This is a genomic window from Cyanobium sp. Aljojuca 7A6 (genome assembly GCF_024346455.1).
Taxonomy (GTDB): Bacteria; Cyanobacteriota; Cyanobacteriia; order PCC-6307; family Cyanobiaceae; genus Cyanobium.
Genome location: NZ_JAGQCY010000004.1, coordinates 1 through 21,429 on the forward strand (window position 1 = coordinate 1; position 21,429 = coordinate 21,429).

Genomic DNA, 21,429 nt, shown 5'->3' on the forward strand with positions numbered 1-21,429 from the left:
GAACGCACTGTTGCCGGCCTACCTGCGGATCTATAACGGCTGCAGGTGCCACATGGCCCTCGGTGGCCTCACCCCCCAGCAGCGGCTCGCTGAGCTGCAGGCATGAACAACCTGGTGGGAAAGCACAACTAGGGCAGGCGCCGCTGGTGCTGGCTCCCGAGCTGATGCTCACGGAAGTGGCGAATGCGCTCTGGAAGCTGCAGCGCGGCGCTGGGCTGGTGGGCATGGATCCCCAGCCGCTGCTGGCGGACGCCGCCGATCTGGTGGATCAGATTGAGCCCGACCGCCATCTGCAGGTGGAAGCCCTGGCCCTGGCCTGCCATCTGAACCATCCCGTCTACGACTGTCTTTACCTGGCCCTGGCCCGGCGGGAAGCGGCTCTGCTTCTCACCGCCGATCAACGTCTGCGACGGCTTGCCGATCAGGTACTGCCATGAATTGATGGAGACTGGGGCTGCCTGTTCCTGTCCGCAGGCGACGTTCAGACCTCCCAGCTTCAGCCAGCTCCAGGTTGGGGAGCAGCAGCAGGGTGTATGAGGCTCTGACCCATTGTCCAACCTGTACACAATGTACAGGTTGGACAATGGCTTCTGGCATGGGTGAGTCGACGATCGAGATCCACGACCAAGCCTCGCTGTGTTCACGCATCACCCACTTGAATAGCTCCAGGATGCTGATGGAAGGAACCACCAGGCTCGCCTCGGCATCAAGTCCATCGAGAAACCGCTCACAGGCGTTCAGGCCTCCCAGATCTCCGCCAACTCCAGCCTCAGCCCGGGGAATCGCTCGCCAGCCTCCAGCGCGGTGGCGCCGTGGGGGGGTGGCGAGTTCAACCAGCAGATCGGGGCAGAGGGGCGGGAAACTGCGGCCCAGAGACGCTGCCCTGCCTCGCGCGTGGGCCTGGCCGGAGCATGGGCGACTTTAGTAGACTTAACTGAATACCCCAGTCCAATGGCTCCCGGAGGTACATTCAGTGCAAAAGATCAAGTACGTTCATTGGCAGGAGGATGATTCCTGGCTTGGGTACCTTCAGGAATATCCTGATTACTGGACACAAGGCGACACCCTGACTGATTTAGTTGAGCATCTGAAAGATCTTTACCTTGATCTCTCGGGTGGACATATTCCGGGTGCTCGCAAGGTCGGTGAACTAGTCATGCCATGAAGCGACTGATCTGATCAGGTCGATCGAACGGGGTAGATGCGTCCTGGTGCGCCACGGAGGCAAACACGATTGGTATCGAAATCCAGTTACAGGTGTCTCGCAGCCTGTGCCATGGCATCGAGAGATCAAGGAACCGCTTGCACGCCGCATTATCCGCCTCCTGTTGGATAGCTCAATAGAACCTACCAGCGGCGATGACTGACTGTCCGCAGAACAATGCCGTACACCAGACCCGCCACCAAGACGATCTGGTAGCACTTTTACCACTCTGCGGGCTGGTGCTCGGGGTTGCATCGCGCTCCAAGTCGTTCGGATTGACCATCGCCGTGATGTCTACTGCTGAGCAGGCAGATCAGACAGATCGTTCGCGGCCAGGCTGGATGCTCCTTACGGCGCTTTGGTTCGCTGCCCCTGGCGCGCGACGTGCTGGATGAGGTGATGCGTGGCTACCGGCGCCCCAACGACAAGGTGAGCGAATGGATTCGGGAAGGGGCGCTGCAGCCGCTGCGGCGCGGCCTTTACCTGGCTGGACCAGGCCTGCGGACCAGCCCCGCCTGCCTGCCCCTGCTGGCCAACCATCTCTATGGCCCTTCCTATGTTTCCCTCGACTTTGCCCTGGCGTTCCATAGTCTGATCCCGGAGGGGGTCGCGGAGGTCACCTCCGTGACGCTGAAACCAGCCCGCAGGATCAGCAACGGCCTGGGGCGGTTCTCGTATCACCATCTGCCGTTGCGCTACTACGGGATTGGGCAGCAGCTGGGCGTGGACGCTGCGGGTCTGAGTTTTCTGATCGCCACTCCCACCAAGGCCCTGTGCGATCGGCTGGTGCTCAGCCGGCAGCTTCCGGTGTTGTCGCGGACGGCGATGCGACAGTGGTTGCTGGAGGATCTGAGGATCGATCTTGAAGGCCTCGTCCAGCTCAACCTGGATGTCATCGGCCAGTGCCAGGCGAGCGGCTACAAGCGACGCCAGCTGGGAACACTGCTGAAGGTGATCGCCTCCCTGCAACAGGCGCTGGGCTGATGCAGGAGAAATCAGTGAACAGCGTGGTGGAACAGATGTTGCGGCGCGTACCGCAGGAGAGCGAGAAGCAGACAACCAGCCCCAGCCCGATTCTTTCCGCTTTCATCAAGGCCAGCACGACGATTGTTCAGCTGGCCATCACTGGGTCGACGACCCTCAGGATCAAGTTCGAGGTGGATACCGATCCTCCGCTTGGATTCAGCACCGAGGAGCAGCTGCTGCTTCAGCCCTATTCGTGTTACGTGAAGTGTTTCAGCCTGCCCGATCTGTTCGCCGGCAAGATGCATGCGGTTCTCTTCCGTCAATGGCAGCAGCGCGTCAAGGGCCGCGATTGGTTCGATCTGGAGTGGTACGTGCGTGGTGGTATCCCCCTGCATCTCGATCATCAGGCCGAGCGTGCGCGCCAAAGCGGCCATTGGCCTCTGGATCAGCCGTTCTCAGCCAGGTCACTGCAAGCCCTGCTGGCTGAACGGATCGGCCGCCTGGATGTCGCCAACGCCCGCCTCGATATCGAACGTTTCATCGCCCAGCCCGAATCCTTGGCGATCTGGTCGCAGGATTACTTCCAGCAGCTGGCACAGCGTGTGGTGCTGGCCACGTAGCATTACCTGTGGGGTTGCAGAGAGAGCTGATGGAGAGCGCCGCCCTGGTCGGGGCCCGGCACCATCGCAGTGCCGCCGAGCAGATTGAATACTGGGCAGCCCTGGGTCGCCAGGTGGCTCGGGTGCTTGACCCAGACAGCCTGTTCGATGTGGCCGCGGGACTGACACGCCTTCGGCTTGAGCCCGTTGTTGCACCGATCGTTGGCCCAGGGCAGGTGTTTGCGGCGCTGAATGCCGATCGCGTGTCCGGCACTCTGGTCGAAGCCGTGAGTACGGCGGCCTTCCGCTATCAGGCCTCCATCAGCCAACCTGGCCACCTGGACCAGATCGGCCCCGACGGCAAGCGGCTCGTGGGGACGTTTCGCCATGGGTCGTTTGAGCTGATCGAAAACGAACGCTCTAGCGGCTCGGCGTGTTGACCCAGCCCAGGCAGCTTTGGATGCTGGTGGGGGGCAATGGAGCTGGAAAATCAACGTTCTATCGCCTCTATCTCCAGCCTCTTGGCGTGCCGTTTGTGAATGCCGAGGTGATCGCCCGAGTTGCCTATCCCAACGCTCCTGAGGCGCACAGTTATGACGCGGCCAAGCTGGCTGAAGAGCAGCGGCAGAACCTGCTGCTCAGATCCAAGGTGGACTTCGTCGGTCGCGCCAAGTCCCTCGGCTACCAGGTGATCATGGTGATGATTCACCTCGAAAGTCCAGCCTTGAACCTGGCGCGCATCAGCGAAGGCGATTTTGATGTCCCGGCTGGCAAGGTGGTGAGCCGTCTCCTCAGGCTGCTGAGGCACGTGAGAGCGACGTTGCCTTGGCGTTTGGGTTGTGGGCAGCCGTGAACAGGACATTGGCATCCAGCAACAGTCGCGTCACCGACCGCTGAGCCGCTGGAGGATCGCATCGCGCTCAGCGGATGGGAGCGCATCGGCGCTGTCCCACTCCTGGATCTGGGCGTCGCTGTGGTGGTGGAGTTCCACTATGGCGGCCGGCTTCAGACGCAGCTCACCGTCCAACTCCTCAACGATCAGGGCACTGCCTGGGGTGATGCCGAGATGCTTGCGCATCCCAGCCGGCAAGGTGATCTGGCCGCGGCTGGACATCGTGAGCACATCGCGTTTGAGGCCACCCATGCAGCCCTCCAGTGGCAGAAATTCAGAATTTCACCCTACGGCCGGCGCCGTGCACAAATGAAGCCACTTCCTCCTGCCGCTGTCCGCCGCCCTCGCTCAGGCCTCTGTTCGACGACAATCTTGTTGAGGGGTTCGGCCATATGGATGACATCAACGCACGCCTCGACATCAAACTCTTCATCGCCAACCCTGAACCGATGGCGTTCTGGTTGCAGCATCAAGTCCAGCAACCATGTGCAGCGCAAGGGGAAGGTCAGTCGGTTTGGTGTCAACGATAGAGGTGGTTGCCTATCGAATCTTTCATGCAGGCACGAAAGGAGTATCAGAAATAGTATCAAGAAATGGTGTCGATGCTGATCTGAGTTGCGTCGGCATTGACTTGCCGAGCTCCGGCTGCCGCTTTCCTGACAGGTAGCACGTCAAGTGCCAAGGGACTGATGTCAGACCGTGAGCACGGCTACCCGAGCCTTGCCTGAAAGAGCATCCCTGGCTAAAGTCCGGCATAAATAACAAAGTGAAAGGCCATGTCGATTGAATCCTTGCGTGAGGTAATGATAGCTGCAGGGACTGCCGCGCAAACAGATAAAATATCCCATCATCATTACGAAAGGCCATATTCCAAATGTCTACAGAGTTTCAGGGAACAAGAAGAGTTTGCGATGCTTGAGATCGGATATGGAACCGGTGCCGGAGTCAACTTCTGGCGAACCGTCTTTCCAGGTGCGTTTGTCTATTGCTTTGATCGTGACTACGAAGGAGGAGACGAAAGACTACAAGTGATGAAAGTTGACCAATCTGACTTGGATAGCCTGCGACAAGGTGTTGGGCAGATTGCGCATCCTATTGATTTGATTATCGACGATGGTTCCCATCATCCATCGCATCAGTTGCTGACATTTTCTTATCTTTTCCAAGAGCTATTGAGAGGCGAAGGCATTTATGCTATTGAGGACATCGAAACGTCTTATTGGCGGAATGGATCACTCTATGGGTATGCAACAAACTATGGGCTCAACGATCCCTGGTCGACCATGGAGGCTTTCAAGACAGCCGCAGATTATGTCAATAAGAAATTCTTGTGCGATGAAGACAAAAATCTTCTCCAGTATAGAATGATGAGCATTGGCTTTGATCCGCAAGCCGTTGGAATGATTGATAGTATTCGCTTCTCACAGAATTGTATCTTAATTGATAAGAGTAATTTGTCTGATCTGCAGATCACTCCATATGGCAACGAGATGGGCTCAAGAAGATTCTTTTGATCTCAATCAAAACTTATCCTGAGCCTTGGTTGGGCTGCATTGGACGAAAGTCTATAATGCCTGCGCATAAATAATGAGCGGTCATTTGTTTGCCTCTAGGCATTCTGACTGCTTAAGCCCAGTGACAGTGAGGCAAAACTCTTCAAAATGGCGAACATAATCAGCCCTATTGACAACGCGATGCCGTTGACAAAGAATCTGCTTTCTTAAGCTATTTCTCTTGTCATCATTCTCTAGTAAATCATGAACGATCTCAACATACTCGGAGTTCGATCTTGCAATGGGAGGATCGAAAATTCCCATTTCACGGTAACCTGAGGAAACTACTCTGGAACGAAGATATCGCCCTTCCAAGGTGACTATTGGTGTGCCTGCGAGAACTGCTTCAAAAAATGTAATGCCACTTCCATAATAAATAGGATCTAACAAAATGTCCATACATTTACAGAGTGCCTGATACTCCCCGCGTTGCATTTTTGTGAGAACAAGCGTCTGCTCTTTCGCAGTTGGAGCGAACGAGCCAAGTCGATGAAGGAAAAGCTCGGTGGAGCAGCTATATGTATCTTCAACAAAAACAAAGATTGCATCAGGGTTCCGAATGGCAACTGCTTCTAGAAGAAGATCAAAGTCTGGATGGAGTTTATGTAGGGATTGCAGGCAGCCAATCAGCTTACAGTGATATGGAAGAAAGAAATACTCTCTTCCAACTTCTGGTGTGTCTAGAGAATCCGAGTAAAAACAGCAGGGCAACCCTCCTGGCAGTCGAATAAGCTTTTCCGTGTAAAGTTCCTCGGCTCCGTCAGGCTCAACCCCTTCTGCAGATATATAGTAGTCTACATAGCTACTGCCAGATGTATGTGGAATTCCCCAGCCCGTAATCTGAATAGGTGATGCTCTGAAGAAGGGATAGAGAAAGTCAAAGTGTGACATGCCAAGATCAGTAAAGAATAGGATGTCTAGCTGAAGATCATGCAACTGAGCGTAGATGCTGTATAGATCGTTAGTGAGAGTAACAATCTCATCAGCAAAGGAGTTAATCTCGTCTTTCACTGCGTCATCTATGCTGCCGATTCCATGGATCAAAATGACTTGAAACTGGCCTCGATCCAAGAATCGGATTAAGCCCTGAAAAGCCATTGTATTGCTGTGTCCATAGAAATAACTTGAGAGAAATCCAATTCTAATCTTTGCTTCCTGATCTTTGCTGACTAGTGGTGACGAGCTAGTAGCTTTTGCTCTTTTCTTGATAAACTCAGAAAGTAGTGGGTCGGCAAGTCTTCTCATGAGAGTCGAATATCTTTCGAGTAGGCCGCGATCGTTCTGGTTGTGGTAAGCAAGGGTAAATGTATGAAGGGAAACTGGATGCTGCGTAATTAATTGCAAACTTGGCATAGATTCTGCTTTGCATAGGCCTTCTTCAAACTGAACTCGGCATTCTGCAATCTGCTCAGCGGAAGTTGGAATGACCGGGAAAAGAAGATACTGGTTAAGCAGTAATATGGCAGACTCTGGAAAAAACATAGAAGCAGCGTGCATGGCCTCCGAGCACTTTGTGATGTCAGATAGAAGAAAGTAGATACTCGCCATCTTGCATCTGTAGATCAGGTTATAAGGCTGAAGAGTTATTGCAGTTCTGATCATTGCAAGTCCGTCTTCAAGTCTGTTGCTGGCAAGTAATATCTCACACATTAATGCATAGACTTCAGCTTCGGAATCCTCTGCTTTTGCCGCACACTGAAGGGTGCGAAGGGCTTCCATGTCTTTGCCTTCGTGCCGTAGAAGTCGCGCGCTCGCGAGATAGTATGTTTGCGTTAATTGCAATGATCTTTGCCAATCTCGCAAGATGGAGTGGCATTTGTCAATGTCTGTCTTTGCAAAAGAGCATTCAAACCGGCCGTTCCAGGCGGCATCGTTGTCTGCGTCTTGTTCTAAGACTGTGAAATACTCTTGATCAGAAGCTGAATACTCTGCTAGTGCGAAAAGGGTATTGGCGAGATTCTGGCGCGCTGGAAGATAAGTTGAATCGGCATCAATAGCTCTTAGAAGATACTTCTTAGCTGCTCGTAAATGTCCCAATTGATGCAGGCATGAGCCAAGGTTGCTGAGCGCTTTGGTGTGGTATTCTTTGTCATTCAGAAGGCGCACTAAACATTGAATCGCCTTGCTGTAATCGCAATTCTCGAAGTGAGACTTGGCAGTTGCGAACAAGTCGTCGCGGTCATTGAGTTGCACAGTGCTTTTCCTCTTTACTGACTAATAGCGAAAATAGCAACAAAGAGCGATTGGGCTAGGCACTTTGCTCGTTGCCTTGGCTTGAGTTGAACTATTAGGTACGCGCCAACAATTTCAGATCTAACGTTCGCATTGATGGCTGACTCTAAGTGATGAAGTAGTCTAGTCTCTCCTGCCTCTCTTTGTGGATTGAATGTAATGCTTTCTACTGGTTGGCGGCAAGGGTAAGGTGCTGGGTGGTGAAGCGGTAATACGTGACCATAAAAAAGGGGCATAAATGCCCCTTGCAGAAGTCAAAGATTGAATATTCTAGTATCAAGTCGTAAAGGTACAAGTCATGGCTCCAGTAGAGCCAGCAATTACTACTTTGACGCCCTTATTGGTTGAAACAGAAGTGGCATCGAGACAGCGAACTCCACCGGCACCTGCATCGAAGGCTTTAGTTACCGTACCGCCTCCAGTGCCACAGGTGATGGCAGGGCCACCAACAGTAGTTACAGCGGTTTGACCCACCCCACTTGAAGCAATAAATGTTGCACAATCTTTCGAAAGGCCAATAACTTCGCCCACTGCGGCACCGGCAGAAGCGGCAGCCCGTGCTCCCAAGAAGTTGGGCAACGCAACGGCGGACAGGATGCCCACGATCGCCACCACAATCATCAGCTCAATCAAGGTGAAGCCCTTTTGCAGAGGGTTCTTCTTATCGCGCAGGCTGCGCATCAGCGCCAACTTGGTCTTGGGGGAAATGTTCATGGGAAGGGCTGGGAGGTTCTTGACTTCCATCACATTAGGCAACACAACGGCTTGCGTCCACCTTGTTTCGGCCTTCGCTGTGATGGGCGCCGTTGTAGCGACTAAGCTCCAGACCGACTGCCCTGCCTGCGATCTTCAGGATAGTGGCCCCATCGGAGTCAGCCGTGATGTCGGACTTTTCATTGTTCAGTAGGATCGATTTGGTGCTGGATCTCGCTGAGGCCTAATGATCCTCTAATGAAACTGACGGGATTTTCTCTGGTGCTCGGGAGCTTCCGTTGGCCTTCCCAGGCCTTTTCCATACGCCGGCGGCTGCTTGGGCTCAGCTTGCTGGCCGTCCTGGGGGGCTACGCCCTGCTGATCGTGGCCACGGCCCTGCTGGCCAGCCAGGAACGGCGTAGCCAGCACCGTGCCACGGCGGCCAGCGTGCGTCGCGTCCTGTTTGAGCGCCAGCCTGTTCCAAAGAGCCTTGAGGCCATCAGCGCCACCATGGCCCAGCTGATCAGCCCCAACTTCCTGGGCTGGGTCGAGACCGACCAGGGCATTCCGTACGGTGCCGCCGGCCAGATCCGGATGTTCACCATCCCCACGGGAGTTTCCTTGGCCCGCCTGCCAGGCCTCAAGAGGGGCTCTGATCAGGTAGCGGTAGTACGGGGGGGAGGCCTCACTTACCTCACCAGTTCGCAGCAGATTCAGCTGGGTGATCGCTCCGTGCGCCTTCGCTTCCTGGAGGACATCACCCAAAAACTGGCCCAGCAGCGTCTGCTGCTGATTCTTCTGTCGGCGGCGGCCGGCATCGCCACCCTGTTCACAGGCCTGCTGCTGCGGCCCGTTCTGGTGCGGGGCCTCTCCCCCCTTGATGACCTTGGCCAGCGCATGCAGGCGATCAGCACCGACACCCTCGACAGCCAGCGGGTGCTGGTGGCCGTTCAGCCTCTGGAGCTGGCGCCGATCGCCCTGGCCTTCAATGACTTGCTCGATCGTCTCTCGGCCTCCTGGGAGCGCCAGCGCAGCTTTGCCAATGGGGTGAGCCATGAATTGCGCACCCCCATCAGCCTGATCCGTAATTACGCCAGCAGCCTGCGCCGCCGCTCCCTGGATCTCTCCGATCAGCAGGCCGAGCAGTTGGCTTTGATCGAAGACGAAGCCAGCCGCATGGGCCGTCTGGTGGCGGATCTGCTCGCCCTCACCCGCATCGATGCCCACCGCACCTTGATGCCCTTTGAGCCCTTTGATGTGGCCCAGGCGATCGAGCGGGTGGCGGAGCGGTTGCGATCGTGCTGTTATGGCCGCCTGCGCATCTGCCCCGGCGCCACCCAGGCCGCACGCACCTTCGCCCTGGGGAATGCCGATCGCTTCGAGCAGTGCCTGGCCAATCTGATCGAAAATGCCCAGAAATATGATCCGGGCGCCGGGCCGATTCAGCTGCGGCTGGATTCCAGCCTCGATCGGGTGGTGGTGCATGTGATCGATTCCGGCCCCGGCGTGCCCGACAACGAGAAGCAGCTGATCTTTGAACGCTTTGGCCGCGGGCGCCACACCAGCGCCATCCCCGGCAGCGGCGTGGGCCTGGCGGTGGTCAGGGCGTTGATGGAGGCGATGGGGGGGAGCGTTTCTGTGGCGGATGGGCCCCAGGGGGGGGCTGATTTCCAGTTGCGTCTGAAGGGCGCAGCTCCCCTTCTCGGAGCATGAAGCCCACGCCGCGCACCGTCTGGATCAGGGTGGGCAGGCCTTCGGGCTCCAGCTTGCGGCGAAGATAACGGATGTAGACACCCAGCAGATTTTCATCGCCGAAGTGGTTTTCGCCCCACACCTCCCGCAGGATCTCCTCCCTCTCCACCACCCGCCCCGCCCCGCGCAGCAGGCACAGCAGCAGATCGTATTCGCGCACGGACAGGGAGATCGCCTCGCCGGCCCGTGTCACCTCCCGGGTGGCCGTGTTGACCGTGACATCGGCGCAGCTGACCAGATCGGAATTGGCCACACCGCGCCAATAGGCGGTGCGCCGCAGCTGGGCACGGATCCGGGCCAGCAGCTCCTCGATCGAGAAGGGTTTGAGGATGTAATCATCAGCGCCGGAATCAAGCGCTTCGACACGGTCGCGGATGTCGTCGTGGCAGGTGAGCATCAGCACTGGCGTGATGTCGCCACTGGAGCGCAGCCGCCGGCAGATTTCCACACCGCTGAAATCAGGCAGGGTCCAGTCGAGCAGCACCAGATCCGTTGTGGCATCGCGAAGGTGCAGCAGCGCCCCCTGGCCGTCTTCGGCTTCGCTGACGCTGTAGCCCTCGCAATTCAATTCGCCGGCCAGGAAGGCGCGCATGCGCGCGTCGTCTTCGACGATCAGCAGCCGCGACGCCATGGTCAGCGGGGCGGGCCTTCCTTCAGCATGAAGCCGACGCCGCGCACCGTTTGGATCAAGGTGGGCTGGCCGGCCGGCTCGAGCTTGCGGCGCAGGTAGCGCACATACACATCCAGCAGGTTGTCGTCGCCCAGCCAGTTTTCGCCCCACAGGGCATCAAGAATGGCGCGGCGCTCCTGCACCTGGTTGGGGTGACGCAACAGATGCATCAGCAGATCAAACTCCTTGGCCGTGAGATGGATCGATTCACCGCCCCTGGCCACTTCCCGGCTGGCCGGATTCACCTCCAGATCGGCCATCCGCAGCACACCGCCTTCCTGTTCATCGATGCCGCTGCGACGCAGGCGGGCCCGCACCCGGGCGAGCAGCTCTTCGATCGAGAACGGCTTGATCAGGTAGTCGTCGGCGCCGGAATCGAGCGCCTCCACCCGTTGCTGCACCTCATCGCGGGCCGTGAGCATCAGCACGGGCGTGGAAATCCCCCCCTTTCGCATGCGACGACACACCTCCACACCGCTGAAATCGGGCAGGTTCCAATCGAGCAGCACCAGATCCCAGGTTTGGCTGCGGATCCTGCCCAGGGCCTGCTGCCCGCAGGCCGCTTCTTCACACTCATACCCTTCAACGGCCAGCTCGGAAGAGAGGAAGCCGCGCATCTCAGGATCGTCATCGACGATCAGCAGGCGAGCACCGGTCATCGGATCGGTAGGGTTGAACGTCGCTTGGCCAAAGGAAAATAAAGCTCTCTGGAGTTGAGAGGCGCAATCGCTTCACATTATACCAGTGTGAGAATTGTCTTGCAACCTTGTAGGAATCCTTCCCGCTTTGTTGCCTCTACGCGTTCAAACAGGTGAAGGCAGGCCCAAGCCGGCTGGGATGGGCTGGCTTGGCAGGGGTCAGCCCGCGACCACACTTGGGGTAAAAATTAGTTTCCTCGCCAATCTTTGCCCCTGAGGGGGCGGGTGACCCCATCGACGACGCGGCGACGGTACTGTGGCGCCAATCCACCTCACCGCACATGAGCAGAAGCTCATTCCCCGCGAGCCTGGTAACTATCACGAAGGCGTTGGTCTCCTGATGGGTTCGAGTACAGGACCTCACTGACGCACGCACCATGGATGCCAGTCGGGTCGGAACCCGCCCACTCTCGGCGCGAATGGCCCGCTGGGGCATCGCCATCGTGGCCCTCTATGGCCTGATGGCCCTGCTCACGCCCCTGCTGGTGCAGGGCGGCCTGCTGCCCGATCCCAATGCGGGCCTGGAGAATCCCATCTATGCCCCGCCCTCGTTCGGCCACTGGTGCGGCACCGACCGTCTCGGCCGCGATGTCTGTGTGCGCACCCTCGCCGGCAGCAGCGTGGCCCTGCAGGTGGTGCTCAGCGCCCTGGTGCTGGCTCTGGTGATCGGTGTTCCCCTCGGCATGGTGAGCGGCTACCTCGGCGGGGGGGTCGACCGCGTGCTCGTGCTGGTGATGGACACCCTGTACACCCTGCCTGTGCTGCTGCTCTCGGTGGTGCTCGCCTTTCTGCTCGGCCGGGGCCTGCCCAATGCCGCCGCCGCCCTCTGTGTGGTGTATGTGCCGCAGTACTTCCGGGTGGTGCGCAACCAGTCGGCCCAGGTGAAGGCGGAACTGTTCATCGAGGCGGCCCGCTCCCTGGGGGCCGGCCCCGCCTGGATCCTGCGCCGCTACCTGTTTCGCAACGTGATCACCTCGGTGCCGGTGCTGCTCACCCTCAATGCGGCCGATGCGGTGCTGGTGCTGGGGGGGCTGGGCTTTCTTGGCCTCGGCCTGCCGGAAACGATCCCTGAATGGGGCAGTGATCTGCAGCAGGCCCTGACGGCCCTGCCCACCGGCATCTGGTGGACCGCCCTGTTCCCGGGATTGGCGATGTTTGTTCTGGTGCTGGGGCTGTCGTTTCTGGGCGAGGGCCTGGAGAACTGGCTCAGTGGCTCTCTTGCCGACCTGAAGTAGCGTTTTGTTGCACGGTGGTAATGGCAATGCCCTGGTGGTTGGATCTGGTTCTGCTTGGCTCAGCCGTGCTGCTTTGGGTCAAGGGCGGCAACACGCCCGATGACGTCTGGAGTGTCTTCCAGAAGTTCCTGTCCGTGGTGGCCGTACTGGTGGTGCTGCTGGGCGGTCGCCAGATCCTGTTGGAGGTCCTGGTGCTGGGTTTCGCCGTCTTTCTGCCGAATGCCGCCCGCTTTGATGGCGGCCCGATCAGCACCGCAGACGACCCCCCCGCGGCAGCTCCTCGAGGATGGCGCCTTCGGGGCTGAGCAGCCGCTGCGTCGTCTTGCCTGCTGCGGCAGTTGGCTGTAAGACTCTTACTCTCGCGCCACACCGGATCGCCATGCGGATCACCAGCAAGGGTCAGGTCACGATTCCTCAGGCCATCCGCGAGCAGGCAGGCCTGCATCCCAACTGTGAGGTGCAGTTTCGGCTGGTGGGTGATCAGGTGGTGCTGGAAAAGACGGATGGCCAGGCCGAGCAGCGGGGCGAGGAGGCCTTGATGAGGCTGCGGGCCCACCGGCCCCGGCAGGGTCTGAGCACCGAGGCCATCCTGGCCCTCTGTCGCGGTGAGACCTGATGGCCATGGCCGGTGCCGCCGCAGTCATGGTCGATTCCTGTGTGCTGCTCGATGTGATCACCGCAGACCTGCAGTGGGAATCCTGGAGTGCCGAGCAGCTGCGTCGCTGCCTGATCGCCGGCCCTGTGGCGATCAATCCGCTGATCTATGGCGAGGTGGCTTTCGCCTATGAGCGAATTGAGCCGGTGGAGGAGGTGCTGCCCCGCCACCTCTACGCCTACTGGCCGATCCCCAGGGAAGCCGCCTTTCTCGCGGCCCGTGCCCATGCCAGTTACCGCGCCAGAGGCGGCAGTCGCCAGATGATCCTGCCGGACTTTTTGATTGGCGCCCATGCGCTGATCGAACGCTGCCGGCTGCTGACGCGCGACGCCCGGCGCTACCGGCAGGCGTTTCCCGGGCTGCAGCTGATCACACCTGAGTGATCACACGGCTGAGCAGCCGATGGCGGCCCGATCAGCACCGCAGACGAACCCCCCGCGGCAGCTCCTCGAGGATGGCGCCTTCGGGGCTGAGGGCTGGGTAGGGGCGCCCTTCGCGGCGGCACCAGGCCGCCACCTGCGGGTAGGCCCACTCAAACAGCAGCGGCCCATAGCGTTCCGGGTCCACACCTTCGCCGTGGCTGGGCAGGCAACCCTTTTCCTGCCGTTGCCGCAGGGTCTCGAACAGCAGGATCGCGTTCGCCACTGACACGTTCAGCGACTGCACCATCCCTGCCATCGGGATCACGATCGCCTGGTCGATCGCGGCGGCGGTGGCCTCGCTCAGTCCCCACTTCTCCGCCCCCAGCACAAAGGCCGTGGGTCCGGTGAAATCACAACTCCGATAGTCCACCGCGTCGGCCCCCAGGTGGGTGCCATAGAGGCGGAAGCCATCGGCCTTAAGCCGCGCGATGGCGTCGCAGCTGCGCTCATGCCGGTGCAGCGCCACCCATTTCTGGCTGCCGAGCGACGTGCCGTTGAAGGTGGGCACCCGCCCTTTCAGGCTCACGGCATGGGCTTCGAGCACCCCCACCGCATCGCAGCTGCGCAGGATTGCCGAGAGGTTGTGGGGCTTGTCCACATGCTCCAGCAGCACCGTCAGGTCGCCCATGCGGCGATCGAGCACCGTGCGCAGGCGCTCGAAGCGGCGGGGCAGCAGCGGCATGGGCCTGGTAAAACGCCATCATCGACCTTGCCCGCTGCGCCTCTCACCCCATGGCTGTCACGGAGCGCCCCTTCGACAGCCGCGTCTACGCGATGGTGCGGCGCATCCCCCACGGCCAGCTGGCCACCTACGGCCAGGTGGCCGAGTTGATCGGCGCCTATGGCTGCGCCCGCCAGGTGGGTTGGGCCCTGCGGCGCCTGCCCCTGCCCTCGGCGGTGCCCTGGCAGCGGGTGGTGAATGCCCAGGGGCGCATCGCCATGAGCCCCGGCCGGGAGGGCAGCGACTGGATGCAGCGGCAGCTGCTGCTGGCCGAAGGCATCGCCGTGGCCGCCGACGGCCGCCTGCCCCTGGCCCGGCACCGCTGGCGGCCACCGCTGGAGCTGGCCGAGCCCTCCTGTACAAAGGAGTGAACCGTCTAAGGAGCCCGCCGATTCACGCCAGCGACACCGTCCCCGGCGACACCATGCCCGGCCTGGCCTCGCGGCAGCTGGCCTGGCAGGTGCTCCAGGCCGTCGCGGCCGGCGCCTATGCCGATGCGGCCCTGGAGCGGGAGCTGGCCTCCCTGGCCCGCGCGGTCGGCTGCCTGTCGGCAGCCGACCGCGGTCTGGCCACCGAGATCGCCTATGGCGCCATCCGCCAGCGGCTGCTGCTGGATGGCTGGATTGACGCCCTTGGCAATGTGTCGGCCCTGCGCCAGCCGCCGGCCCTGCGCTGGTTGCTGCATGTGGGGCTCTACCAGCTGCTGTTCAGCGATCGGGTGCCGGCGGCGGCGGCGGTGAGCACCACCGTGGCCCTGGCCAAGCGCGTTGGGCTGGGCCGCCTGGCGCCGGTGGTGAACGGGATGCTGCGCTCCCTGCTGCGGCGGCGCGAGCAGCAGGGCGGCACCGAACCCCACCACGAGCCCTGGGACGGGTTGCCGTTGCCGGCCGATCCCGCCGCCGCCCTGGCCCTGCGCCGCTCCCTTCCCCCTTGGCTCAGCGCCGAGCTGCTGGGCTGGCTGCCGCCAGTGCGGGCCGAGGCCTTTGCCCTGGCCTGCAACGCCGTGCCGGCCCTCGACCTGCGCGCCAACCCGCTGCGCACCAGCCGCGACGACCTTCTGGCGCGCTTCGCGGCCGCCGGTGTGGCCGCCCGCGCCCTGCCCGGCGCGCCCCACGGCCTCACCCTGCTGGAGCGGGTCGGTGATCCCCGCGATCTGCCCGGCTACGCCGGCGGGCTCTGGTGTGTGCAGGATCGCAGTGCCCAGGCCATCGCCCCCCTCCTCGATCCCCAGCCCGGCCAGCGGATCCTCGATGCCTGCGCCGCCCCGGGCGGCAAGAGCACCCACCTGGCGGAGCTGGTCGGCGACGTCGCTGAGCTCTGGGCGCTGGATCGCTCCGAAGCCCGGCTGCGGCGCCTGGATCGCAATGCCGAGCGCCTCGGACTCACCGCGATCCGCTCCCTGGCGCTCGATGCCACCGCCCTCGCCGAAGCCAAGCCCCACTGGTGCGGCTCCTTCGATCGCGTTCTGCTCGATGCCCCCTGCTCCGGCCTCGGCACCCTGGCCCGCCACCCGGATGCCCGCTGGCGCATCACCCCCGACGCCATCGAGGGCCTGGTGACGCTGCAGCGCCAGCTGCTGGAGGCGCTGTTGCCCCTGCTGGCCCCCGGCGGCCGCCTGGTTTATGCCACCTGCACGGTGGAACCGCGAGAAAACGGAGGCCTGATCAACGCCCTGCTGACGGCCCACCCCGGTTTGTCGCTGCTGCAGGAACGCCAGTGGTGGCCGGAACCCCCCGAAGCCGAACGGGGCGGCGGCGATGGCTTCTATGCCGCCGTGTTGCAAGCGCCGGCCTAGGGAGGCGGCGGCGCGGCGACGGGGGGCGGTGGCGGCAGCGGGGCTGGCACGTCGGCCGGTGGGGCCGGTGGCGGAGCCGCCACGGGATTGCTCGGCGGCGCCTGGGGGGTCGGGGCGGTTTCAGCCGGGGGGCGCTCGCTGGGGGGCTCCCAGGTGGGTGGAGCTGTGCGGCTGGGCTCCTGGGCCGGCGGCTCCCAGCGCGGGCTTTCGCGCCTCCAGCTGTCCTCCGGCCGGTCGTCGCGTGGGGCCTGCTTCGCCGGGGCCACCGGCTTGAAGCTGCCGGTGAGCACCGGCTTGGGCGGGAACTTCTGCACCGGCAGGCCCTTGGTCACCGGTTCCATGAACGTCCGCCAGGCGTAGGTGGCCAGAACGCTGGTGGTGCCCGTGCCGCGGTTGTTGTCGTACCCCAGCCACACGCCGGTGGTGAGCTGGGGAATCGAGCCGATGAACCAGAGGTCCCGCGCCCCCTCGGAGGTGCCCGTCTTGCCGGCCACTGGCCGGTCGGGCAGGGCAGCGCCGCCACCGGTGCCGCCTTGCACCACCTGCTGCAGCATCCACACCATCGCGTCGGCGATGTCACTGCTCACCGCCCGGGTGCCGCGGGGGCCGTTGGCCCGGCGTGACCAGAGCAAGTCCCCCTCCGGCCCGAAGATCTCCTCGAAGGGCAGCGGCTGGATGTACACCCCCCGGTTCACCAGCGCCGCGTAGGCCGCCGTCATGTCGAGCACCGTCTGGTCGTTGGAGCCGATCGCCATCGACAGATAACGTCCGATCTCCCGGTGGATGCCCAGGCTCTTGACGGTGGCGATCACCGGGTCGTACCCGAGCTTCTGCAGCAGGGCCACCGCCACGATGTTGAGGGAGTTCTGCATCGCCGTGGCCAGGCTCACCCGGCCCATGTAGCGGTTGCCGAAGTTCCTGGGGCAGTACTTGCCGAAACAGCGGGCCGAATCCAGCACCGTGTCCTCCGGCTTCATGCCCTGCTTCAGGGCCGTGAGATACACGAACAGCTTGAACGTGGAGCCCGGCGAACGCAGGGCCTGGGAGGCCCGGTTGAACTGGGTCTTCTCCCAGTCCTTGCCGCCCACCATCGCCCGCACCAGCCCGGTGCCCGGCTCCATCGCCACCAGCGCCCCTTCCATGCTGCCGGTGGCGTAGCTGTCGATCGTTTTCTGGGCCTGGGCCTGCCAGGCCGCATTCACGCCGCTGCGGATCGTCAGCCCGCCCACCTCCAGCTGCTCCTTGCTGAGCACCTTGGGCAGTTCCTGCTCCAGCCAGCTGGTGTACCAGGGGGCCGGGTTATAGAAATACTTCGGTTCGGCTGGCTTCAGGCCCAGGGGAGCAGCCTCGGCCCGCTGCAGCTGGGCGTCGTCGATGGAGCCCGCCTCCCGCATCCGCACCAGCACGAGCGAGCGCCGCCGCAGGGCCACCTCCGGATTCACCAGCGGCGAATACACCGAGGGGGCCGGCGGCAGGCCGGCGATCATGGCGGCTTCCGGCAGGGTGAGCTGGTCGGGCCGTTTGGAGAAGTAGATCCAGGCGGCATCGGACACGCCGTAGGCGCTGGAGCCGAGATAGACGTAATTGAGGTATTGCTCGAGAATCTGCGCCTTGCTCAGCTGGCGCTCGATCTTCCCGGCCAGCGCCGCCTCCTTCAGCTTGCGAATGATCGTGCGGTCCTGGCTGAGGAACACCGTGCGGGCCAGCTGCTGGGTGATCGTGCTGGCCCCCTCCTCCACCGCGCCCTGCTGCAGGTTGCGCATCAAGGCCCGGCTGATGCCGAACAGATCGATGCCGTCGTGCTGATAGAAGCGGCGGTCTTCGGCGGCCACAAAGGCGCGCTGGATCAGCAGCGGCATCTTGCCGGCGGGCAGTTTCTCCCGGGTGGCCGGCCCCTTCTTGAGCAACACCTTGCCATCGGAGGAGAGGATCGTGATCGTCCCCGGCCGGTTGAAGCTGGTGATGCGGCCAGCGTCGGGAAGCATCCCGTCAAGGGCCCTGACCAGGGTCGTCTGGCCCAGGGCCACCAGCCCACCGGCGGCGGCCGCTGCCAGGGCCGGCACGAGCAGGCGCCAGTTCGAGCGCCGCGCCGGTCGGCTGGGCGGTGGGTCGCCAGGGTCCCGAGGGCCGGTGGCGGCCGTGGACGGCCCCACCCTAGTCATGGCAGGGTCAGGTCGCTGTGGCCGATCGCCAGGGCGGTCACGAGCATGCCGAGCACCAGGAAGGGCTGGGCGCTGGCCTGATACTTCACATCAAAGGCGACGGGATCACGCAGCAGCCAGATGTCCTGGAAGGTGATCTGGGGGACGATCAGCAACACCAGCAGCACGGCGGCGAAGTGCTGGCCGATGGCGATCAGCACCGCCACCATCGCCAGCTGGAAGAGGTCAATCATGCCGGCGCTGATCCAGCTGGCCCGTTCGATGCCGAACACGACCGGCAGCGATTGCAGCCCCAGGGCCCGGTCGCCTTCGACGCTCTTGAAGTCATTGACAACGGCGATGCCCAGCCCCGCCAGGCTGTAGGCCAGGGTCAGCAGGGCTGTGGCCCAGGTGAGCTGGCCGAACAGGGCCTGGCCGGCCCACCAGGGCAGGGCGATGTAGCTGGCCCCCAGCGCGTAGTTGCCCAGCCAGCCGTTCTGCTTCAGCTTCAGCGGTGGCGCCGAATAGATGTAGCTGACAAACGAGCCGCCCAGGGCCAGCAGCAGCAGCACCGGCGTGCTGTGGCCGGCCCAGACATCCAGACCCCAGGCCACGGCCAGACCGGCCAGCAGCAGCACCACGATCTGCAGCCGCACCTGGCCCAGGGGAATCGCCCCGGAGGGAATCGGCCGGTAGGGCTCGTTGATCGCGTCGATCTCGCGGTCGTAGTAGTCGTTGATCGTCTGGGTGTAGCCCGCCAGCAGCGGACCGCTCATCAGCATGCAGGCCACCGAGGCTCCCACCTCCGGCAGGGTCCAGTGGAAATTTCCCGACGCCGCCGCGCCGCAGATCACGCCCCAGATCAGGGGGATCCAGGTGACGGGCTTCATCAGCTGCAGCCGGATCTTCCAGATGTTGGAGCTGCCGGTGGCGCCCTTCATCCCGAGCAGCTGCCTGGCGCCGCCGGAGACGCCTGGCGAGCCGGCGCTGCTTTCGGGCCTCTGGCTCATGGGTGGGCCGTCTCAGGCAGGGGTGATCTCATCATCGAAGAACCAGGTGGTGGTCCCTCCGCTCAGCTCCACCACCACGCCGATCCCCGTGCCGTCGGTGACCCGGAAGTCCTTCACGGTGCCGGTGGCATCGGCCTTGAGGGCCGCCACCAGAGTGGCCGGAATCCGATCGCGCACGCGGGTGACCCGCACCTTCGAACCGATGGTGATGCCAGCCTGGGCCATGTCCGGCGCGATTAGAAAGTGGAGAAACCCTAACAGCGAACCCTTGGTAGCCAAACGGATCATCCCCTGTCTCGACGTGGCCGGGGGCAGGGTTGTGAAGGGCATCAACTTCATTGGTCTGCGCGATGCCGGCGACCCGGTGGAACTGGCCTGTCGCTACAGCCTCTCCGGTGCCGATGAACTCGTCTTCCTGGACATCGCCGCCAGCCACCAGGGCCGCGCCACCCTGGTGGAGATGGTGCAGCGCACCGCCGAGGCGGTGACGATCCCCTTCACCGTTGGCGGCGGCATCGTCAGCGTCGAGGGCATCACGGAGCTGCTGCGGGCCGGTGCCGACAAGGTGAGCCTCAATTCCTCGGCGGTCCGCACCCCGGAGCTGGTGACGGCCGGTGCCGATCGCTTCGGCTGCCAGTGCATCGTCGTGGCCATCGATGCCCGCCGTCGCCCCGGCGCGGGCGACGCCGCCCCGGCCTGGGATGTCTTCGTCAAGGGCGGGCGGGAGAACACCGGCCTTGATGCGGTGGCCTGGGCCCGGCGCGTGGTGGCGCTCGGTGCCGGCGAGATCCTGCTCACCTCCATGGACGGCGATGGCACCCAGGCGGGATACGATCTGGCCCTGACCCGGGCGGTGGTCGAGGCCGTGGAGGTGCCTGTGATCGCCTCCGGAGGTGCCGGCTGCATCGACCACATCGCCGCCGCTCTTGAGGTGGCCGGGGCCTCAGCCGCCCTGCTGGCCTCCCTTCTCCATGACGGGGTGCTCACGGTGGAGGAGATCAAGACGGACCTGCTGCGGCGGGGCCTGCCCGTCCGCCCCCTTTTGGCGCCCCAGACCACAGCCTGAGGTGTCGGAGGCCGCTTCGATCGCAGCGGTCGCTTCACTTCCCGTAACATTGAGGTCTGTCCGTGGATCGTGGTGCATCGGTGAACGCCTTTCTGCTCCTACCAACGCCGGTCGTCACGGCCATCGCGCTGGTGGTGGTGCTGGTGGTGATCGCCCTGGTGGCCTGGGCGTTGCAGCTGATGCAGGCCGCCACCGACCGCCGCGAATTTTCCCTGATGCTGGCCGGCTGCATGGTCTGCTCGGCGGCCGTTGGCCTGGCCACCGTGATGGTGCTCACCTTCACCAGCCCGGTTCGCCTCGAAGCCCGTGGCCTGACGGCTCCCGACCTTGAAGCGGCGGGCGTCAGCCTGGACGCCATCGTGCTGCCATGGGATGACTCCCTGATTGCCGGCCTTGGCGACAGTTGACCCCGGGCAGATCAGCGATCTGTTCGACGCCATCGCCCCCCGCTACGACCAGCTGAACGATCTGCTCAGCCTGGGGTTGCACCGCCTCTGGAAACGGCAGGCGCTGCTCTGGTTGCGTCCCCAGCCCGGCCAGCGCCTGCTGGATCTCTGCTGCGGCACCGGTGACCTGGCCCTGGTGCTCGCGTCTCGCGTCCGCCCCGGAGGCCTGGTGCTGGGGCTCGATGCGGCCGCCGCGCCCCTGGCGATCGCCCGCCACCGCGCCGCCCGTCAGCCCTGGCTGCCCCTGCAATGGCAGCAGGGCGATGCCCTGGCCACCGGCCTGGCCGACGGCTGGGCCGATGGGGCGGTGATGGCCTATGGCCTGCGCAACCTGGCCGATCCCGCCGCCGGCCTGGTGGAGCTGCGGCGCCTGCTGCGGCCTGGCGCGCGGGCGGCGGTGCTGGATTTCAACCGGCCCGCTCCGGCCTCAGCCCCGGCCGCCTTCCAGCGCTTCTACCTGCGGCGTCTGGTGGTGCCGGCCGCCCGTGCCGTGGGCCTGCCGGAGCAGTACGCCTACCTGGAGCAAAGCCTGGCCCGCTTCCCCACCGCCCCCGTCCAGGAGCAGCTGGCCCGGTCCGCCGGATTTTCCATGGCCCGGCACCGACCCCTGGCCGGCGGCCTGATGGGGCAGCTGGAGCTGCTGGCCTGAGCCCCTGGCTTGGGACTCCGGCCGCAGCTT

Annotated in this window: 27 protein-coding genes; 18 read left to right on the top strand and 9 right to left on the bottom strand. The window is 62.7% G+C overall.

Annotated elements, in window-relative coordinates; translation table 11 throughout:
• Positions 1-146 precede the first annotated feature (146 nt).
• The 7 genes from KBY95_RS04755 to KBY95_RS04785 all read left to right on the top strand — a co-directional run bounded on the left by KBY95_RS04755 (position 147) and on the right by KBY95_RS04785 (position 3,622).
• Positions 147-437 (top strand): type II toxin-antitoxin system VapC family toxin, encoded by a 291-nt coding sequence (locus KBY95_RS04755; protein ID WP_254963740.1) that lies wholly within the window; start codon positions 147-149, stop codon positions 435-437.
• Positions 438-973: 536 nt separating this feature from the next.
• Positions 974-1,165 carry a type II toxin-antitoxin system HicB family antitoxin gene (locus KBY95_RS04760; RefSeq protein WP_254963741.1) on the top strand — a complete coding sequence of 64 codons (192 nt, stop codon included), beginning with the start codon at positions 974-976 and terminating at the stop codon, positions 1,163-1,165.
• 13 nt (positions 1,166-1,178) lie between these two features.
• Positions 1,179-1,367 carry a type II toxin-antitoxin system HicA family toxin gene (locus tag KBY95_RS04765; protein ID WP_254964033.1) on the top strand — a complete coding sequence of 63 codons (189 nt, stop codon included), beginning with the start codon at positions 1,179-1,181 and terminating at the stop codon, positions 1,365-1,367.
• A gap of 221 nt (positions 1,368-1,588) precedes the next feature.
• Positions 1,589-2,188: a hypothetical protein gene (locus KBY95_RS04770; RefSeq protein WP_254963742.1), complete on the top strand. Its 600-nt coding sequence runs from the start codon at positions 1,589-1,591 to the stop codon at positions 2,186-2,188.
• A gap of 14 nt (positions 2,189-2,202) precedes the next feature.
• Positions 2,203-2,790, top strand: a complete 588-nt coding sequence (locus KBY95_RS04775; protein ID WP_254963743.1) for a nucleotidyl transferase AbiEii/AbiGii toxin family protein — start codon at positions 2,203-2,205, stop codon at positions 2,788-2,790.
• An 8-nt stretch (positions 2,791-2,798) separates the two neighbouring features.
• Entirely contained in the window at positions 2,799-3,209 is a 411-nt protein-coding gene (locus KBY95_RS04780; RefSeq protein ID WP_254963744.1) for a ParD-like family protein, read from the top strand.
• Complete coding sequence (locus tag KBY95_RS04785; protein WP_254963746.1) at positions 3,206-3,622, top strand: hypothetical protein; 417 nt, start codon at positions 3,206-3,208, stop codon at positions 3,620-3,622. Before KBY95_RS04780 ends, KBY95_RS04785 begins: the two co-directional genes overlap by 4 nt.
• Positions 3,623-3,652: 30 nt before the next feature.
• On the opposite strand, the gene KBY95_RS04790 is transcribed toward KBY95_RS04785, so the two are convergent.
• Positions 3,653-3,913, bottom strand: a complete 261-nt coding sequence (locus KBY95_RS04790) for an AbrB/MazE/SpoVT family DNA-binding domain-containing protein (RefSeq protein ID WP_254963748.1) — start codon at positions 3,911-3,913, stop codon at positions 3,653-3,655.
• A 524-nt stretch (positions 3,914-4,437) separates the two neighbouring features.
• Here KBY95_RS04790 and KBY95_RS04795 point away from each other — a divergent pair.
• Positions 4,438-5,175 carry a hypothetical protein gene (locus KBY95_RS04795; RefSeq protein ID WP_254963749.1) on the top strand — a complete coding sequence of 246 codons (738 nt, stop codon included), beginning with the start codon at positions 4,438-4,440 and terminating at the stop codon, positions 5,173-5,175.
• 81 nt (positions 5,176-5,256) lie between these two features.
• Here the strand turns inward: KBY95_RS04795 and KBY95_RS04800 are convergent, their stop codons facing one another.
• Both KBY95_RS04800 and KBY95_RS16370 read right to left on the bottom strand, forming a co-directional pair.
• Complete coding sequence (locus tag KBY95_RS04800; RefSeq protein ID WP_254963751.1) at positions 5,257-7,383, bottom strand: hypothetical protein; 2,127 nt, start codon at positions 7,381-7,383, stop codon at positions 5,257-5,259.
• A 339-nt stretch (positions 7,384-7,722) separates the two neighbouring features.
• Positions 7,723-8,160 (bottom strand): prepilin-type N-terminal cleavage/methylation domain-containing protein, encoded by a 438-nt coding sequence (locus KBY95_RS16370; protein ID WP_315858892.1) that lies wholly within the window; start codon positions 8,158-8,160, stop codon positions 7,723-7,725.
• 237 nt (positions 8,161-8,397) lie between these two features.
• Here KBY95_RS16370 and KBY95_RS04810 point away from each other — a divergent pair, with 237 nt between their 5' ends.
• Positions 8,398-9,852 carry a sensor histidine kinase KdpD gene (locus tag KBY95_RS04810; RefSeq protein WP_254963753.1) on the top strand — a complete coding sequence of 485 codons (1,455 nt, stop codon included), beginning with the start codon at positions 8,398-8,400 and terminating at the stop codon, positions 9,850-9,852.
• On the opposite strand, the gene KBY95_RS04815 is transcribed toward KBY95_RS04810, so the two are convergent.
• Both KBY95_RS04815 and KBY95_RS04820 read right to left on the bottom strand, forming a co-directional pair.
• Positions 9,740-10,522: a response regulator transcription factor gene (locus KBY95_RS04815; RefSeq protein WP_254963755.1), complete on the bottom strand. Its 783-nt coding sequence runs from the start codon at positions 10,520-10,522 to the stop codon at positions 9,740-9,742. The two genes, KBY95_RS04810 and KBY95_RS04815, sit on opposite strands and share 113 nt — an antisense overlap.
• A 2-nt stretch (positions 10,523-10,524) precedes the next feature.
• Positions 10,525-11,220, bottom strand: coding sequence for a response regulator transcription factor (locus KBY95_RS04820; protein ID WP_254963757.1), 696 nt, complete (start codon positions 11,218-11,220; stop codon positions 10,525-10,527).
• A 458-nt stretch (positions 11,221-11,678) separates the two neighbouring features.
• On the opposite strand from KBY95_RS04820, the gene KBY95_RS04825 reads away from it, so the two are divergent.
• The 4 genes from KBY95_RS04825 to KBY95_RS04840 all read left to right on the top strand — a co-directional run bounded on the left by KBY95_RS04825 (position 11,679) and on the right by KBY95_RS04840 (position 13,532).
• Positions 11,679-12,494, top strand: coding sequence for an ABC transporter permease (locus KBY95_RS04825; protein ID WP_254963759.1), 816 nt, complete (start codon positions 11,679-11,681; stop codon positions 12,492-12,494).
• Between the two features lie 38 nt (positions 12,495-12,532).
• Positions 12,533-12,799 carry a hypothetical protein gene (locus KBY95_RS04830; RefSeq protein WP_254963760.1) on the top strand — a complete coding sequence of 89 codons (267 nt, stop codon included), beginning with the start codon at positions 12,533-12,535 and terminating at the stop codon, positions 12,797-12,799.
• Positions 12,800-12,873: 74 nt separating this feature from the next.
• Positions 12,874-13,110 (top strand): AbrB/MazE/SpoVT family DNA-binding domain-containing protein, encoded by a 237-nt coding sequence (locus KBY95_RS04835; protein WP_254963761.1) that lies wholly within the window; start codon positions 12,874-12,876, stop codon positions 13,108-13,110.
• Between the two features lie 26 nt (positions 13,111-13,136).
• The gene (locus tag KBY95_RS04840) at positions 13,137-13,532 is read left to right on the top strand and encodes a type II toxin-antitoxin system VapC family toxin (RefSeq protein WP_254963763.1); all 396 of its coding nucleotides are present in this window, start codon (positions 13,137-13,139) and stop codon (positions 13,530-13,532) included.
• Between the two features lie 31 nt (positions 13,533-13,563).
• Here KBY95_RS04840 and trmH read toward each other — a convergent pair whose 3' ends face one another.
• Complete coding sequence (trmH, locus tag KBY95_RS04845; RefSeq protein ID WP_254963765.1) at positions 13,564-14,253, bottom strand: tRNA (guanosine(18)-2'-O)-methyltransferase TrmH; 690 nt, start codon at positions 14,251-14,253, stop codon at positions 13,564-13,566.
• 50 nt (positions 14,254-14,303) lie between these two features.
• Here trmH and KBY95_RS04850 point away from each other — a divergent pair, with 50 nt between their 5' ends.
• Both KBY95_RS04850 and KBY95_RS04855 read left to right on the top strand, forming a co-directional pair.
• The gene (locus tag KBY95_RS04850) at positions 14,304-14,663 is read left to right on the top strand and encodes an MGMT family protein (RefSeq protein WP_254963767.1); all 360 of its coding nucleotides are present in this window, start codon (positions 14,304-14,306) and stop codon (positions 14,661-14,663) included.
• 53 nt (positions 14,664-14,716) lie between these two features.
• Entirely contained in the window at positions 14,717-16,087 is a 1,371-nt protein-coding gene (locus KBY95_RS04855; protein ID WP_254964034.1) for a 16S rRNA (cytosine(967)-C(5))-methyltransferase, read from the top strand.
• On the opposite strand, the gene KBY95_RS04860 is transcribed toward KBY95_RS04855, so the two are convergent.
• From KBY95_RS04860 to KBY95_RS04870, 3 genes are read right to left on the bottom strand one after another with little or no spacing between them, the layout of a single operon-like run.
• Entirely contained in the window at positions 16,084-18,249 is a 2,166-nt protein-coding gene (locus KBY95_RS04860; RefSeq protein ID WP_254963769.1) for a transglycosylase domain-containing protein, read from the bottom strand. The genes KBY95_RS04855 and KBY95_RS04860 overlap by 4 nt on opposite strands.
• On the bottom strand, positions 18,246-19,238 hold the full coding sequence (chlG, locus tag KBY95_RS04865; protein ID WP_254953169.1) for a chlorophyll synthase ChlG: 993 nt from the start codon (positions 19,236-19,238) through the stop codon (positions 18,246-18,248). Before chlG ends, KBY95_RS04860 begins: the two co-directional genes overlap by 4 nt.
• A 12-nt stretch (positions 19,239-19,250) precedes the next feature.
• On the bottom strand, positions 19,251-19,463 hold the full coding sequence (locus KBY95_RS04870; RefSeq protein ID WP_254963770.1) for a DUF2862 domain-containing protein: 213 nt from the start codon (positions 19,461-19,463) through the stop codon (positions 19,251-19,253).
• Between the two features lie 43 nt (positions 19,464-19,506).
• Here KBY95_RS04870 and hisF point away from each other — a divergent pair, with 43 nt between their 5' ends.
• The 3 genes from hisF to ubiE all read left to right on the top strand — a co-directional run bounded on the left by hisF (position 19,507) and on the right by ubiE (position 21,399).
• Positions 19,507-20,304, top strand: coding sequence for an imidazole glycerol phosphate synthase subunit HisF (gene hisF, locus KBY95_RS04875; RefSeq protein ID WP_254963771.1), 798 nt, complete (start codon positions 19,507-19,509; stop codon positions 20,302-20,304).
• A gap of 80 nt (positions 20,305-20,384) precedes the next feature.
• The gene (locus tag KBY95_RS04880; RefSeq protein ID WP_254963773.1) at positions 20,385-20,711 is read left to right on the top strand and encodes a hypothetical protein; all 327 of its coding nucleotides are present in this window, start codon (positions 20,385-20,387) and stop codon (positions 20,709-20,711) included.
• On the top strand, positions 20,698-21,399 hold the full coding sequence (gene ubiE / locus KBY95_RS04885) for a bifunctional demethylmenaquinone methyltransferase/2-methoxy-6-polyprenyl-1,4-benzoquinol methylase UbiE (protein WP_254963775.1): 702 nt from the start codon (positions 20,698-20,700) through the stop codon (positions 21,397-21,399). The genes KBY95_RS04880 and ubiE overlap by 14 nt, the downstream gene beginning before the upstream one ends.
• Positions 21,400-21,429: the final 30 nt, after the last annotated feature.

Bases quoted from the DNA above. Each gene is read 5' to 3' on its own strand.
- KBY95_RS04790 (WP_254963748.1), bottom strand. From the start codon at position 3,913: ATGGGTGGCCTCAAACGCGATGTGCTCACGATGTCCAGCCGCGGCCAG.
- KBY95_RS04795 (WP_254963749.1), top strand. From the start codon at position 4,438: ATGTCGATTGAATCCTTGCGTGAGGTAATGATAGCTGCAGGGACTGCC.
- KBY95_RS16370 (WP_315858892.1), bottom strand. From the start codon at position 8,160: ATGAACATTTCCCCCAAGACCAAGTTGGCGCTGATGCGCAGCCTGCGC.
- KBY95_RS04810 (WP_254963753.1), top strand. From the start codon at position 8,398: ATGAAACTGACGGGATTTTCTCTGGTGCTCGGGAGCTTCCGTTGGCCT.
- KBY95_RS04815 (WP_254963755.1), bottom strand. From the start codon at position 10,522: ATGGCGTCGCGGCTGCTGATCGTCGAAGACGACGCGCGCATGCGCGCC.
- KBY95_RS04820 (WP_254963757.1), bottom strand. From the start codon at position 11,220: ATGACCGGTGCTCGCCTGCTGATCGTCGATGACGATCCTGAGATGCGC.
- KBY95_RS04825 (WP_254963759.1), top strand. From the start codon at position 11,679: ATGGCCCGCTGGGGCATCGCCATCGTGGCCCTCTATGGCCTGATGGCC.
- KBY95_RS04835 (WP_254963761.1), top strand. From the start codon at position 12,874: ATGCGGATCACCAGCAAGGGTCAGGTCACGATTCCTCAGGCCATCCGC.
- KBY95_RS04840 (WP_254963763.1), top strand. From the start codon at position 13,137: ATGGTCGATTCCTGTGTGCTGCTCGATGTGATCACCGCAGACCTGCAG.
- trmH (WP_254963765.1), bottom strand. From the start codon at position 14,253: ATGCCGCTGCTGCCCCGCCGCTTCGAGCGCCTGCGCACGGTGCTCGAT.
- KBY95_RS04850 (WP_254963767.1), top strand. From the start codon at position 14,304: ATGGCTGTCACGGAGCGCCCCTTCGACAGCCGCGTCTACGCGATGGTG.
- KBY95_RS04855 (WP_254964034.1), top strand. From the start codon at position 14,717: ATGCCCGGCCTGGCCTCGCGGCAGCTGGCCTGGCAGGTGCTCCAGGCC.
- KBY95_RS04860 (WP_254963769.1), bottom strand. From the start codon at position 18,249: ATGACTAGGGTGGGGCCGTCCACGGCCGCCACCGGCCCTCGGGACCCT.
- chlG (WP_254953169.1), bottom strand. From the start codon at position 19,238: ATGAGCCAGAGGCCCGAAAGCAGCGCCGGCTCGCCAGGCGTCTCCGGC.
- KBY95_RS04870 (WP_254963770.1), bottom strand. From the start codon at position 19,463: ATGGCCCAGGCTGGCATCACCATCGGTTCGAAGGTGCGGGTCACCCGC.